Origin of the sequence: Echinicola pacifica DSM 19836, from assembly GCF_000373245.1 — a bacterium.
In the GTDB taxonomy this organism is placed as follows: domain Bacteria; phylum Bacteroidota; class Bacteroidia; order Cytophagales; family Cyclobacteriaceae; genus Echinicola; species Echinicola pacifica.
In genome coordinates this window covers 566,049-580,783 of sequence record NZ_KB890750.1, presented here as the reverse complement: position 1 = coordinate 580,783, position 14,735 = coordinate 566,049, and the positions used below count along the sequence as shown (strand labels likewise).

The following is a 14,735-nucleotide window of genomic DNA, read 5'->3' as shown; positions in this document are numbered from 1 at the left end:
TGGCTGAAATCTGCCAAAAATGTCGTATTATTAAAGGTTGAAACTGAAGTTGGAGAGGGAAGATAATTTCCTCTTTATTCTTTTATAAATCCAATTATGAGTAAAGAACAAGCGTCGAACCAAGGGGAATATTCTGCAGGGAATATTCAAATTCTAGAAGGATTAGAAGCGGTAAGGAAAAGACCTGCCATGTATATTGGTGATGTGGGGGTAAAAGGCCTCCATCACTTGATTTGGGAAGTGGTTGATAACTCGATAGATGAGGCTCTTGCCGGACATTGTGATTCCATACAAGTAACAGTGATGGAGGATAACTCCGTCCAGGTAAGTGATAATGGTCGGGGAATACCAACTGATCTTCATGAGAAGGAGCAGCGTTCTGCCTTAGAAGTGGTAATGACCGTCCTGCACGCAGGGGGGAAATTTGATAAGGACACCTATAAAGTATCTGGCGGTCTGCACGGTGTGGGGGTATCATGTGTGAATGCACTATCCACCATGCTTAAGGCAACGGTTTATAGAAACGGTGAGGTATTTGAGCAGGAATATAGCCGTGGAGTTCCTCAGTATGATGTGAGGAAAATAGGTACCACCGAAAATCGCGGAACCACCATACACTTCCGACCTGATGGTGATATCTTCAATTCATTAGAGTATAAATACGAAACCATAGCAAACCGTCTAAGAGAGATGTCCTTCCTGAATGCAGGGATTAGCATTTCTCTGAAAGACATGAGGGAATTGGATGAGGAAGGAAATCCAAAATCGGATGAGTTCTACTCTGAAGGTGGCCTGGTGGAGTTTGTACAATATCTGGATGAGACTCGTGAGAAAATCATTCAAGAGCCTATTTATATAGAATCTGAGAAGAACGAGGTGCCTGTACAGGTGGCGATGAGCTATAACTCTTCTTTTAGTGAAAATGTGGTATCCTATGTGAATACCATTAATACCTACGAGGGAGGAACTCACGTGCAAGGATTCAGAAGAGCACTTACCCGAACGCTGAAGAGCTATGCGGATAAGTCCGGAATGCTGGACAAGGTGAAGATTGAAGTTTCTGGTGATGATTTCCGTGAAGGCCTTACCGCAGTGATCTCGGTGAAGGTAGCGGAGCCGCAGTTTGAAGGGCAGACGAAAACCAAATTGGGTAACTCCGACGTGGTAAGTGCCGTGGATAGTGCGGTATCAGAAACCCTTCGTGACTGGTTAGAAGAGCATCCGAAAGAGGCAAAAATAATCGTTGGTAAGGTGGTCTTAGCGGCCCAAGCCCGTCACGCAGCGCGTAAGGCGCGTGAGATGGTCCAACGAAAGAATGTACTTGGGGGAGGCGGACTGCCAGGTAAACTGGCCGATTGTGCCAATACCAATCCTGAAGTATGTGAGCTTTACCTTGTCGAAGGGGACTCGGCTGGTGGCTCTGCCAAGCAAGGTAGAGATCGTGATTTCCAGGCTATTCTCCCGCTGAAAGGTAAGATCCTTAATGTGGAGAAAGCACACGAGCATAAGATTTATGATAATGACGAAATCAAAAACATTCTAACTGCTTTGGGCGTTAAGTTCGGAACGGCGGATGATGATAAAGAGCTCGATGCATCAAGTCTGAGATACCATAAAATCATCATCATGACGGATGCTGATATTGATGGATCCCATATTAGAACATTGATCCTGACATTATTCTTCAGGTATATGCGTAAGTTGATCGAAAACGGCTACGTTTATATTGCTTTACCTCCTTTGTATTTATTGAAGAAGGGCAAAGATGAGCGTTATTGCTGGACAGAAGACGAGCGAGCGATGCTGATGAGAGAAATGGCCGGAGATGGTAAGCTGGAGAGTGTGGGGATACAGCGGTATAAGGGGCTTGGAGAAATGAACCCTGAGCAGCTGTGGACTACCACGATGGATCCAAGTACGCGTACCTTGAAGCAGGTAACCATTGATTCTGCCGCTGAGGCAGATCACTTGTTTAGCATGCTGATGGGCGATGAGGTGGCGCCTCGTCGTGACTTTATTGAAAAAAATGCGAAGTACGCTAAAATTGATACCTAATAAATTGGTAATACAAATTTAACTTACGGGGGCTTTATGCCCCTTTTTACGTATATTATTTCTCCTTTTTTATAAGTATTTTTCCACATCAAATAAAGAACCTAGAGAAACATGGAGCAGCATACTATGGAGGCCCAAGAAAGGGACAAGATGGAAGTGAAAATCCAAAGTAGTGACCTGATTAGCCGAGACCTCAGTTGGATGAAGTTCAACTATAGGGTACTGGATCAGTCCCAGAAGGCGTCACGAACTATCTTTGAGAAACTTAAGTTTTTGGCGATTACTGCCTCAAATTTGGACGAGTTTTTTATGATCCGTGTAGGTTCCTTGTATAATTACCTTGATTATGAAAAGGAACGCATCGATTATTCCGGACTTCGTGAGGAACCTTTTAAGGTGAAACTGATGGATGATGCTCAGGCCTTCCACTTTGCTCAGCATGATCATTTTCTCCATGAGATCCTCCCAAACACCAAAGAGGCAGGCTTCGAGCTTAGCAATGTGAAAAACCTTAGTGATGAGGAAAAGGATGTTATCAAAGAGTATTTTTATAAGGCGGTATATCCTATGCTTACGCCAATGGTCTTTGATGGATACCATACTTTTCCTATTCTAATGAATAAACTGTTGATTTTTGGTGTGGTGACCATCAATCCAGGGGAGAAAAAAGACAATCGGAAATTGTCATTCGTGCAGATTCCATCTAACATCCCTCGTTTCTTTGAAATCGAAAGAGAGGAAGAAGTGGTTTATGTGCCCATTGAGGAAGTGATTCGTGAGCATATCGTTTCCCTTTTTCGTAATGTAATCATTGAGTCCATTAATCTCTTCAGAATCACCCGTAACGGGGATTTTACACTGGAAGAAACTGAGGATATGGACTCTAACTTCCTTGAGGAAGTAAAGAGAAAGCTGAATGAGAGGAAGACCGGCAGAGTGGTGCGAGTGGAAGTGGAAGAAGGCTATAGCAAATGGATGATGAACCTGCTGAAAGATCGCTGGAATTTGCAGAATGATAGCATTTTCAAGATCAGGCAGCATAGCATGCTGGACTTTACCAGTTTTTGGCAAATCATCGGCAACCGCAGGTTTAAGGACCGTATCCACCAGCCACCAATGCAGGTGCCACCGCTCAGCTATCCATTGACTAGCAGTCAGGATATCTTCCAGGTGCTTAAGCAGAAGGATGTGCTACTTCATCATCCCTATAATAGTATGGATCCTATCATGGATCTCCTAAGCAAGGCTGCTGAGGACCCGAACGTGATGGCGATAAAGATGACCATTTACCGTTTGGCTAGGAACTCAAGAATTACTCAGGCACTCTTACGAGCTGCCGAGAATGGCAAACACGTGTCCGTACTCTTTGAGGTGAAAGCGCGATTTGATGAGGAAAACAATATGCAGGAGGCTAAGAAACTCCAAAAGGCTGGCTGTTTTGTAATCTATGGTGTGAGTAATTTTAAGACCCATACGAAATTGATGCTTATTGTCAAAAAAGATGAGAATAAGGTGACACGTTTTGTGCACTTGGGATCGGGCAACTATAATGAGGACACCTCAAAACTATATACGGATCTTGGCCTATTGACCACCAATGAGGTACTTGCCAATGATGTTTCGGAATTCTTTAATGTAATTACGGGCCACTCTATGCCTACTGCTTATAAAAACCTGATTACGGCTCCGCAGGGAATGCGAACTCAGTTGATTGATTTTATAGAGCAGGAAGCGGAGCATGCCCGCCAAGGTCTCCCTTGCGGGATATTTATTAAGGTCAATAGCCTGGAGGATAGTGAGGTCATCTATGCGCTGTACCGAGCCTCTCAAAGCGGGGTTCCAGTGAAGCTGATCATTAGAGGAATCTGTTGCTTACGTCCTGGAAGACCAGGGCTAAGTGAAAATATCGAGGTCTATTCCATCGTGGGAGATTTTCTGGAGCATAGCCGTATTTATCATTTTCATAATAATGGGGACTCACGCACCTATGTGGGAAGTGCAGATATGATGGTGAGAAGCTTTGAGAAAAGACTTGAATCACTGTTTAGGGTCCAAGATTCCTTCCTTGAGAAGCAATTGATGAATATTCTGGCCTTTAACCTAAAGGATAATGTAAATGCCTATATGATGCAAGAGGATGGTACCTATAGCGCTAAGCACCCTGAGGAAGGGGAGGAACCCTTCAATATTCACCATGAATTCTATAAGCTTACTCATGACATCGTGGACAATGTCCGGTTGCCAGTAAAGGAGGCCCAAGTTTAAATAATGATTATTATCAATAAAAAATCCCCATCGTCCATTGGGTGATGGGGATTTTTTATGCTGATAGGTGAAAACTCCATTTCTGAATCTTAAATGATAAATCGTCACCTAATCGAGTCGAGGAGGTCAGAGGATAATCATTGCTACTGCCTTCGGCTTTTAGGGAGTAGGATTATGTTCGGTCAGTGACTTTTTTGGGATGGTTAGATTATTTTGACCAATTTCTTTTTATTCTTTTCATAAAGTACATTCATTACCCCATCCTTGAGGCCCACATCGGGGACGATCATCCGCGTGGATCCAGCGGCCGCCATGGCAGCAAGATAGATATCGGAAGCCGGTAATATCACATCTGCCCGATCGGGGTTAAGGTTTAGGATATTTACCCGATCATCATACGAATAGGAGGCCAGGTAGGCTTGGATTTCCTTTATTTTATCGAGACTGATAAAGCGCTTATTCTTACGTGGATTGGATAGTTCAAAAATCTTATTGATATTCCCCCCAGTACCGATGCAGGTGATGGCTTGCTTATGTTTGATATTAGTTTGGATAAAATCCCGCATTTGGCTCCATACCTTTGGCGACTCTTTATTGTCCAAAGCTCTTACTGAGCCAATTTTAAAGGATTTTGAGGCTACCTTTTCGCGGTGGTGGTAGATGTTTAGTTCGGTGCTTCCACCTCCTACATCCACGTGGAGATAAGGCTTATGATCGATATAGCTCCACAGTGCGATATTGATCAAGTCAGCCTCTCTATTTCCATCGATAATCTGAATCTTTAGGCCTAGTTCTTCATTGACTTGCTGGGCTATTTCCCGGCCATTTTCGGATTCTCTCATGGCGGAGGTCGCGCATACCATATAGTCATCTACCTCATAGAGGTCAATGAGCAGCTTATAGGCATGCATAAGCTTAATGAATTTTTGGCGATTTTGGTCAGAGATTCTTTTTTGGTGAAATACATCCTTGCCCAATCTTAATGGGAAGCGAACATATTCCATTTTTTTGAAGTTTACCGTCTCTAGGTGGTGGGTTACATTGGTAATCTGAAGTCGTATGGCGTTGGAGCCAATATCTACTGCGGCTAGTTTCAATTTAGCAATGGTTAGGTGGTTAAAACAATTTTCTCCAAGGTGAAATAGGAAATTATCCCTCCTATTCTTCAGGATTAGATCGCGTTAAATTATATTATTAACTAAGCAAAAATACCATATTCTGGTAAATATCATAGAATGAGGGCTTAAATTGACCTTAGATTTTTGATTCCTTATTCCTGAACTTAAAGACCGAAAATAGGATGCAGGCCAGGAGAATCAGGCCTACCACTACGAGCGATAAGGTGCTCGGTATATGGTATAAGGGAGATAAAATCATCTTGGCCCCAATAAATACCAGGATCACTGCCAAGCCATACTTCAGGTAGTGGAACATGTCAAAGGCGCTGGCAAGAAGGAAGTACAGTGCTCTAAGGCCAAGGATGGCGAAAATATTGGAGGTATAAAGGATCACTGGATCATTGGAGACCGCGAAGATCGCCGGGATGGAGTCCACAGCAAATAGCAGATCCGTGAATTCAATTACGGCCACCACCACCAGAAGCTGGGTGGCGTGTTTTTTGCCATCTATGCGCGTGAAGAAATTGTCTTCGTGGTAATGAGGACTTACTTTAAAGAGCTTATGAATCAAGCGGGTGCCTAGAGAATCGGAGTAATCCCCGTCTTCCTCCTGTTCTGGCTGCCAGGATTTCCAGCCAGCATAGATCAGGAACAAACCAAAAAGGGTCATGACCACATTGATGCGTAGGCTGTGTCCTGCTATTTCTATGGCAGGAAGATAGCTCAGCTCGATCAGGGATACACCAAAGTATATGAAGATGGCACGCATCACGATAGCTCCCAGGATGCCATAAAATAAAACCTTATGCTGGTACTGATCAGGGACTTTGAAGAATCTAAAGACCATGATGAATACGAAAAGATTATCCACACTTAAGGCCTTTTCGATGAGGAAAGCGGTATAATATTGGGAAGCCTTTTCTGAGCCCATATCCCAGTAAATATACAAGCCAAATAACAGTCCTATCCCCACCCAGACTACGGTCCAAAGTAGCGCTTCTTTTATCTTTACCTTATGGGATTTTCGGTTGAAAACCAGTAGGTCCACAAGTAATAAAACCACTATTATGATTCCGAAAATTATAAGCGTGGTGCTTTCTTCTTTGATGTATTCCAAGGTAGATCTAGATTAAGATGCAAAGCTAACAGTTATTTAGTTCTCCTCAAACAGTGCATATTATCAGAAAGGGAAAAACCACGGAAGCATTAAGGTAGCGAGTATCCAATAAAGGATATTCAAGGGAGTGCCAATCCTGATATAATCCATGAATTTGTAATTTCCGGGAGTATAGATCATGGTATTGGTTTGGTATCCCATTGGAGTCATGAAGCTCAGCGAAGCCGCAAAGGTCACAGCCATCAGGAAGGGCCTTTCACTCACTTGCATTGCTGCGGCTATACTTATGGCGATTGGCGCCAGCAAAGCCGCTGTCGCATTATTTGACATGATATTAGTGGATAGGAAGGTAACCAGGAACACTGCACTTAGGATAGTCCTAGGGCCATAATCTCCCAGTAAATTCACCAGGCTATCGGCTAATAAATTTGCAGCGCCTGTTTTCTCCAGTGCCACCCCCATAGAGAGTATGCCCGCAAGCATAAATAATACCTTCCAGTCAATGGCCCGATAGGCTTCCTCCGTGCTGATCGATTTAAATAATATCAATAATACCACGCCTATGATTGCAGCTACAGGGATGGGGAGGATCTTCAATGCGGCCACCGTGACCACCGCCACGGCTATCATCAGCGTAATGACGATTTTGTGCCAGATGATAGGGGGAGTACTGTTTTCAGAAATCACCAATAAATTCTCACTTCCCTTGAGCTGGGCCACCATTTCCTCATCTCCACGGACGAGCAATACATCTCCTGCAGAGATTTTGGTATGCTTAAGTTTGGTGTGCAGAATATCATTTCTATGACGGATAGCCAATACGGTAAGTCCTGGATAGGTCGCCCGGAAATCTATTGATTTCACTGAATTATTGATTAGACTTGAGTTGGGTGGGACCACCATTTCATAGAGCTTATGACCTTGCGATCGGAAATCCTCATCTTTCAGCTTAAGGTCTATCTTTAATTCGATTCCCTGAATATTACGTATTTGGGTTAAGGTTTCCTTATCACATCGCACCCTGATGGTATCGCCTTTACGCAGAACGGTGTATTTGTAGGCATTGATGATTTCGCCATTTTCTCGAATGATCTGGATAGGATCCACATTATAATCTCTGAAAAGTCCTGTCATATTGATGGATTTTCCTGTGTCATCGAATTTTTCGGTGACGATGATTTCAGTGATATAATCCCCCATATCAAAGGTCTCAGAGATCTCCTTGGAGGGCTTTCTGCTTGGCAGAAGCCAATTGCCGATCGTCATCATATAAGTGATACCGGCGGCCAGAAAGACCAGGCCCATTCCGGACATTTCGAATATCCCAAAGGGCTTCACCCCGTGGCTTTCAGCAATTCCACTAACCAGGATATTGGTGCTGGTACCAAGCAGGGTACATACTCCTCCCATCAGCGCCCCGAAGGAGAGAGGCATGAGCAGGCGGGAAGGAGGGATGCCAGTATCCTTGGATATCTTAAGGACCGTAGGCATAAGTAAGGCCACCACGGCAGTATCATTGATGAAAGCCGATAGTATTCCTGAGAATATCATGAGAACCAATAAAAAGGTAAACTCATTTTTCCTGCTGATTCTTAAGAAAATCAGGTTGATGCTATTGAGCGAGCCTGTCTTGAACACCGCCGCGCTCAACACAAACATGGCACCCACGGTGACAGTGGCCGAATTACTAAATCCAGAGATCCCTTCCTCAAAAGTAAGGATGCCCGTGGCCATAAACGCCGTCATGACAATAATAGAAATGGTATCTATCGATAACTTCTCTATCAAAAACATGAACATCGCAAGGGCAATGATGACTAATACGATGATAATTTCTGGGGTCATAGCTTACATCTTGGCGTACATGCCTCTTTTAATTTTTCTTTTTATCCTAAAAAAATTAGTAATTCCAACGAAGAGAAAAACGATACTTATCCCAAAGGATATATAACCTAGACTCTTTATATTTTGTAAATCTTCCACCTTCACCAATGCCGTTCCACTCACCAAAAAATACAAGCTAGTTCTGATATATGATAGTAAAGTTCTGTCATTTGCAAGTTTTGTTCGCTGTCTTGCCAGATAATCTCTCACTATTAATTCATTTTCAGATTCTTTTTCCATAATTTTGAGCTGCAAATTTGTATCAATATCATAATAAATCTTTCAAAAATGCTTTTTTCTATGAAGAAATTTTTATCCGTTTTGGCAGTGATTACCATGCTTTCGCATATGGCTATTGCTCAGGATACGCAAGGGGTTGACCCTGCAGTAGTTGTAAAAGACACCACTTATTGGGTCAAGGAATTCGCCGCAGGCTTGAATTTTAATCAGGCAGCCTTCAGTAGCAACTGGAGTAATGGTGGGGTAAATTCCATCGCCATAGGTTCCATCTTATCAGGAAGTGCCGATTATGCCAAAGACCGCTGGTCTTGGGACAATGAAGTCGAGCTGCTCTATGGAATGGTAAAAAACGACGGTGAAGATGGTAGAAAATCCAATGATAGGATATTTCTGGATTCTAAAGTAGGTTATAAGCTTACTCAAAAATGGGGTGCCTATTTTTCCGGTAACTTCCTGTCCCAATTTGCCAATGGCTATGACTTCGATACCGAGCCTAGAACGCTCATCTCTAGTTTTATGTCGCCGGGTTATCTGACCACTTCTTTGGGTTTGGAGTATAATCCAAACGATGAGTTCAATTTGAGAATTGGTCCCTTCTCTCCAAGATGGACTTTTGTGACCAATGATGAGGTGTCTGCTAATGTGCCAAATAACTACGGGGTACCTATTGGTGAGAATGTTCGTACCGAATGGTTAGCCCTTCAGATTTTTGCGGAATGGGATAAGGATATTGCCGAAAACTTCAATATCAAAACAAGGTATCAGATGTATGCCGATTATCAGGACTTAAGCTTCAAAACAATCGATCACCGATTGGATATCACCATGACTGCTAAGATCACCGAAATCATCAGCGTGACCTTTACCAGCATCAATGTTTATGATATCGATCAGGATCCAGGCATCCAATATAGCCAAGGTTTGGCTTTAGGACTCCTTTATAAGGTGAGCAACAAAAAATAGTGTGTAACATTCCTTTTTGATAAAATATTTTGAATGTTAGCGGAAATTGTTATTTTTGTTTAACTGTGGTAGTTAAATAATAGTTGGTTTAGTTTTCAAAGTAAAGAGCAGGGGAATTTTCCCTGCTTTTTTATTTTCTGCCAATTCGATTTAGCTTATTCCAAACACTTGCAATCAGGGCCTATTTGCTTCGCAAAATCAAAGCCTTCCTGCCACCACTCCTTCATCTGCACCGGATCAAAAATCAATGAATGTTCCGTCAATACCCTTGGCGGGTAATAAAAATTTAAATTTATTTTTTGCTGAGAACTCTGCAATTTTCCAATGGCAATGTCATCATTACTGATTTGATTCAGCATGAAATCAAAGGTACGAGTGGTCAGTTCCAAGGCGTTTTTTACCCCTTGTTTTGGCGACCTAGGCTTATTGGTTTTCAATACTATGATGTCTATTTCTGTGGCTCCTCGATGGATCGACTCAGAAATAGGGATAAGATCGGCCATGCCTCCATCTGCGTATTGCATCCTGTTTTTCTCGAGTAAGCTCATAAAAGGAACCATATTCGAAGAGGCCCACATCCAGTCACAAAAATCCTCGTAAAGGCAGTCCTTGAGTAATTTGTATTCCACTCTATTCGTGCTGAGATTAGATACCGCCACCACCACATCGGCCTCATTGGCTTTCATCTCTTCAAATTCTTCAATACTTAGACTTTTCCTAATTAGCTTACGCAGATTACTGGTGTCCCCAAAGGTCTTTTCCTTCCGGATAAACATCTGGATGATCCCCCAGTGGTTGATCTTACTCTTATAAACTTCTCCTTCTCTGGTCGTCTTGAAAGGGCATATGGTAAAAATGTCCTTCTGAGAGACCGAGGTGTAGAGTTCCTTGATTTTATCAATCTTTCCTATGGATAAGTGCGGGACCAATAAGCTTCCAGTGGAGGTACCTAAGAATAAGTCGTACTTAATGCCACATTCCTTGATTAAATATTCGGCGATGCCACCGCCAAAAGCGCCCTTACTGCCTCCTCCTGAAATAACTAATGCTCGCATTTTACTATTTGAAATATCAATAAAAACTAAGAAACTTGCCCTTAAGTTGATTATCAACTATAGAGCAAGTTTCATAAATATACACTATTACTATTTACTTACAATGAGATTACGACTGGTGCTCTTCTCTCAAGAGGTCGTTGATGGTTTTGACAGGGTTGAAGGTGTCTAAAGGAACTTCCACGAAAATGGTGTTCCAGTTGGCCATCGATCCATTCCAAAGGCCAGGAAGCTCCTGCGCTTTTAGGTCCTTACCATCCTTGGATTTTTGTGTGATAAATCCCGTTTCCGGATCTCTGTATTTCATCAGATCAAATTTTTTCCCCTTATAGTTTTTTACTCCACAGACCAAGTCGGTAGGGTTGAAATGGGAGGAAGAACGGAAAATCTTCGCTACCTTATTATCATTCAAATCCAGCTGGGCAGTTTCCCCAATTTGAAGAGACATGGACCCGTCCTTTTCACTCACCCAGAAAGGACCTCCGCCGGGCTCACCTGTGTTTTCGACCATTCCACACACTCTAAGTGGTCGATCCAGCTTGGTGATCAGATAATTGATTTTCTCCACCCGATCCTGAGTTTTGAAATTTGGTGGCAAACGTAATCCTAGTTTATTCTCTAATAAAACGGCTGACTCATGAATAATCTCATCTGAAGGATCATCCTGAAGAGCATTGATTAGAGAGAAAAGCTTCTCCTGATTGTTTATCAATATGCTTGACAGCACAACTTTGTATTTGTGAGTGATTTCCTTCATCTTATCAGGAACCACATTGTCAATATTCTTGATGAAGATCAGATCTGCATCGATTTCATTGAGGTTTTCTAATAAAGCTCCATGACCTGCAGGACGGAAAAGGATTTCCCCATTGGCATCTTCAAATGGCGTATTGTCCATATTCACCGCAATGGTGTCGGTAGACTTCTTTTGTTGGCTGAAGCTTACTTCAAATTTTGCGCCTTCCTGCGCCTCAAGCTTTGCTTTGAGCTCAGCGACCTTCGCTTCGAAGTTTTCCTGATGCTCTGGAGATACTGTAAAGTGCAGCCTCACCGTATTGCCCTTGCCCAGACTATAATGTAATCCTTCTATGAAATGCTCATATACAGGAGTACGGCTACCTGTGTCATAGTTATGAAATTTCAACAGGCCTTTTGGAAGCTTACCATAGCCCAAACCTTCATCCTGCAACAAATAGCCAACAATCGCTGGGTAATCTTTTTGCTCCAATAAGCTGTCTAAACTCTTACCATCGGCACTAATGGCCGCCTTAAGGTCCTCATAGAAAGCAAAGGATTTTAGGTTGGTGATAAATTTATCTACAAATGAATTTGAGGCTAATGATTGATCTTCTGCTTCCAGATAGGCAAATAAATCCTTAAACATCCGAGTGGCGGCCCCACTGGCGGGGACAAATTTTACCATCTCCTTGTCCTGGGTGATTGAAGAATAGTCAGCCATATAGGAAGCAATATCCTCCTCTGTTACTTCCTCTATTCCATTGCCAATGGTTGCAGGTTCTTCAATTGGTAAAAAAGGAAACCCATTTTTGAAATTGTTGATCTGAATTTCAATAGCCTTTGGGTCTCTACCTTGAAGACTGATTTTTTCTTTTACTTCTTCCTCCATCATTTTAGGTGCTGCTTTAAGTTTAAAAACATTTATATTTTAAGGTGACTATTTTATGAAAATAGCTTAACGAATTTATCTACTAATATTGCCCATTTTTGATTCAAAATCAAGGCCTAATTTATATATAAAAATGTTATTTACACAATTTTATATGCATTTTGTACCGATAATTGGTGAATATGAATTATCCGTTAAACATTTGCGGTGCTTATGTTAATACTGATGAAAAGCATCCGACACAAACTCCAGCACTTTTGGGAGAGATTCTCTCCAATATGTCCAAGAATGTACTCCATCACGAATTCTATATTCATGGGGGACATCATTTTTCTTCATTTCTATATGAATAAGACTGTTGCCCTCATACAGGAAGTCGTCATCTCCGCAATCTATATACCATCTTACCGCTTTTTTGTTTTTTTCCTCCATGTTTTTCACCAAACTTATAGCATTATGCTGATGAAAATAGGCTTCTATTTCTTCCTCCGAATGGCCTTCAGATTTGATCATCTTCTTCATCGCTTCCACGGTAAGTGGTCCTACAAAGGCACTTAGGGGAGCAGCAGAGGAGAACATATCTGGTCGATGAAGGGCGTACATGAAGGTGCCGCCACCACCCATACTTAAGCCTGAGATCGCTCTGTAGCGCTTATCCTTGCGGATACGGTATTTTTCTTCAACATGCGGAATCAACTCCTCAAAGAAAAAATCCTCATAATCCCACTTCCCGTCCAGCTGATTAAAATAACCTCGAACTCCTGTGTTTGCATCAGGCATGATGATAATCATAGGAGTGGCTTTTCCTTCGCTAATGGCCTTATCGGTGATTTGGAGCACCTCCCCAAATTGTACCCAACCACTGTGATCATCCCCTGCGCCATGTAAGAGGTAGAGCACGGGGTAGCTGCGAGAAGAGCTTTCGTAATCCGGCGGAAGATATACCGCGTATTTCCGCTCACCTTTCAAGAGGGAACTGCTTAAGCTTAGGTCATCAAATACTTTCCCCGTTTGAGCTAAAGCACTTGATCCAATTAACAGGAAGAGACTGCAAAATAAAAATGAAAGTGATAAAGATTTCTTCATATATAATTAGGTGAATCGATTACGCTCTGTTCCTCTTTATCCTTAGAATGGGGCTAGGATGAATCATCCATTTAGCCAGACCTCACTATAAGCTATCATTTGTCCATAGTCAAGGATTGAGGTACTTTAGCATAATAATACTGAAAAATAGGATTAAGGACTAATGTATTTTTGATTTGATTGAAAATATTGATTTTAAAAAATATTCAACGGAGGCAATAATACAGCAGATCACACCAGGATAGTAGCATCTATAAAATCCTATAAGACCTATAAAAGATGGATTCCCAGCATTCCTTTTGAGCTGGCGGAGGCTTAATTGGCTAATAAGTCGTCGATCACTGCCCTTGCATCTTCTATTTCCCCCATAAAAACCTTTTTGCCATCCCGATCCAAAACGATGATCGTGGGATAGACATAAATATCAAAATCATCCATGATCTTCTGGCTGCCTTTTAATACTGGAAATGAATAGGATTTCTTCTCTATAGAGGTGAAGGCCTGATCAGGACTGTCGCTGCTCATGGGGCGATTGAGTGCATAAAGCTCAAAGTCCGGATGAGTACTATACTCCTCATAAACTTTCTGCAATTCGGGGAATTTTTTCCAACATGGACCGCAACCTATAAACCAGAAATCAAGCACTGTTACCTTCCCGCGCAGCGTTTCGTTGCTGACCGTTTGGCCCGCCTTGTCCAAGGCTTCGAAGGCGATGATATCTTCGGATTGGACCTTTCCAGTGAGGGTACCAAATTCAATATAATGAACCCAAGTGCTATAGATTTGTAGATTCAAAAGAAAGGGAAATGCCCATAAAGCCATTAAAATGGCTGTTTTGGACCTGAAACCTGGACTTGCACTTAGGTGCCCTGCCAGCACACCCAAAATTAGAGATATAAGGGTGGGTGCGACCTTGGTGCTGAACTTCCAGCTGGGCAGTCCCAAAAAAGCAAATAACATTATCCCTAAAAGAGCGGCCACCAATATGACCTTCGTTGGCATCCACGTTTTGGTGTATTTAGCACTTAGGAAGGTCAATAAAAACATACTTACAAAGGCAATTATGGCCCCCACACCCCATAAAATAAAGTCGCGTGAAAGAATGATAATTTCACTGGATAAAAAATAACTCAAACCAAAAATTAGAATACCCAATAAACTATTGCCAATTAATTTCTTTATCATCTTAAGCTCTGTATTATATAGTCTAGTTTCTTTGATTTCAGTTTGAGGAGGACTTTCAGGGTATAAAAGTACATGCAAATTAACGCAAAATACCATCAAGGGTTGTTTTCTGGCCTATTAGTTTACCTGTTTTTTAATAG

Annotated in this window: 11 protein-coding genes; 3 read left to right on the top strand and 8 right to left on the bottom strand. The window is 42.1% G+C overall.

All coding sequences use genetic code 11. From position 1 onward, the window contains the following. The first annotated feature begins 96 nt into the window (after positions 1–96). Positions 97–2,055, top strand: coding sequence for a DNA topoisomerase (ATP-hydrolyzing) subunit B (gene gyrB, locus B050_RS0112985; RefSeq protein ID WP_018474363.1), 1,959 nt, complete (start codon positions 97–99; stop codon positions 2,053–2,055). Between the two features lie 111 nt (positions 2,056–2,166). Continuing rightward, on the top strand, positions 2,167–4,320 hold the full coding sequence (ppk1, locus tag B050_RS0112980) for a polyphosphate kinase 1 (RefSeq protein WP_018474362.1): 2,154 nt from the start codon (positions 2,167–2,169) through the stop codon (positions 4,318–4,320). Positions 4,321–4,523: 203 nt separating this feature from the next. Here the strand turns inward: ppk1 and B050_RS0112975 are convergent, their stop codons facing one another. The 4 genes from B050_RS0112975 to B050_RS0112960 form a co-directional block, all read right to left on the bottom strand. Then, positions 4,524–5,417, bottom strand: a complete 894-nt coding sequence (locus B050_RS0112975; protein WP_018474361.1) for a Ppx/GppA phosphatase family protein — start codon at positions 5,415–5,417, stop codon at positions 4,524–4,526. Positions 5,418–5,574: 157 nt separating this feature from the next. After that, positions 5,575–6,555 carry a TerC family protein gene (locus B050_RS0112970; RefSeq protein ID WP_018474360.1) on the bottom strand — a complete coding sequence of 327 codons (981 nt, stop codon included), beginning with the start codon at positions 6,553–6,555 and terminating at the stop codon, positions 5,575–5,577. Between the two features lie 63 nt (positions 6,556–6,618). Next, entirely contained in the window at positions 6,619–8,400 is a 1,782-nt protein-coding gene (locus B050_RS0112965; protein ID WP_018474359.1) for an SLC13 family permease, read from the bottom strand. Positions 8,401–8,403: 3 nt separating this feature from the next. After that, the gene (locus B050_RS0112960) at positions 8,404–8,679 is read right to left on the bottom strand and encodes a YidH family protein (RefSeq protein ID WP_018474358.1); all 276 of its coding nucleotides are present in this window, start codon (positions 8,677–8,679) and stop codon (positions 8,404–8,406) included. A 60-nt stretch (positions 8,680–8,739) separates the two neighbouring features. Between B050_RS0112960 and B050_RS0112955 the strand changes: the two genes are divergently transcribed. Continuing rightward, a complete protein-coding gene (locus B050_RS0112955; RefSeq protein WP_018474357.1) occupies positions 8,740–9,642 on the top strand; it encodes a DUF3078 domain-containing protein in 903 nt (300 codons plus the stop codon). A 155-nt stretch (positions 9,643–9,797) separates the two neighbouring features. Here the strand turns inward: B050_RS0112955 and B050_RS0112950 are convergent, their stop codons facing one another. The 4 genes from B050_RS0112950 to B050_RS0112935 form a co-directional block, all read right to left on the bottom strand. Next, positions 9,798–10,697, bottom strand: a complete 900-nt coding sequence (locus B050_RS0112950) for a patatin-like phospholipase family protein (RefSeq protein WP_018474356.1) — start codon at positions 10,695–10,697, stop codon at positions 9,798–9,800. A gap of 109 nt (positions 10,698–10,806) precedes the next feature. After that, positions 10,807–12,327 carry a DUF4301 family protein gene (locus B050_RS0112945; protein ID WP_018474355.1) on the bottom strand — a complete coding sequence of 507 codons (1,521 nt, stop codon included), beginning with the start codon at positions 12,325–12,327 and terminating at the stop codon, positions 10,807–10,809. 213 nt (positions 12,328–12,540) lie between these two features. Continuing rightward, complete coding sequence (locus B050_RS0112940) at positions 12,541–13,410, bottom strand: alpha/beta hydrolase (RefSeq protein WP_026235859.1); 870 nt, start codon at positions 13,408–13,410, stop codon at positions 12,541–12,543. 315 nt (positions 13,411–13,725) lie between these two features. Next, complete coding sequence (locus B050_RS0112935; protein ID WP_157492781.1) at positions 13,726–14,595, bottom strand: TlpA family protein disulfide reductase; 870 nt, start codon at positions 14,593–14,595, stop codon at positions 13,726–13,728. Between the last annotated feature and the right edge of the window lie 140 nt (positions 14,596–14,735).

Coding starts and splice junctions, on each gene's coding strand:
- B050_RS0112945 (WP_018474355.1), bottom strand. CDS start 12,327: ATGATGGAGGAAGAAGTAAAAGAAAAAATCAGTCTTCAAGGTAGAGAC.
- B050_RS0112935 (WP_157492781.1), bottom strand. CDS start 14,595: ATGATAAAGAAATTAATTGGCAATAGTTTATTGGGTATTCTAATTTTT.
- B050_RS0112940 (WP_026235859.1), bottom strand. CDS start 13,410: ATGAAGAAATCTTTATCACTTTCATTTTTATTTTGCAGTCTCTTCCTG.
- ppk1 (WP_018474362.1), top strand. CDS start 2,167: ATGGAGCAGCATACTATGGAGGCCCAAGAAAGGGACAAGATGGAAGTG.
- B050_RS0112965 (WP_018474359.1), bottom strand. CDS start 8,400: ATGACCCCAGAAATTATCATCGTATTAGTCATCATTGCCCTTGCGATG.
- B050_RS0112955 (WP_018474357.1), top strand. CDS start 8,740: ATGAAGAAATTTTTATCCGTTTTGGCAGTGATTACCATGCTTTCGCAT.
- B050_RS0112960 (WP_018474358.1), bottom strand. CDS start 8,679: ATGGAAAAAGAATCTGAAAATGAATTAATAGTGAGAGATTATCTGGCA.
- B050_RS0112950 (WP_018474356.1), bottom strand. CDS start 10,697: ATGCGAGCATTAGTTATTTCAGGAGGAGGCAGTAAGGGCGCTTTTGGC.
- gyrB (WP_018474363.1), top strand. CDS start 97: ATGAGTAAAGAACAAGCGTCGAACCAAGGGGAATATTCTGCAGGGAAT.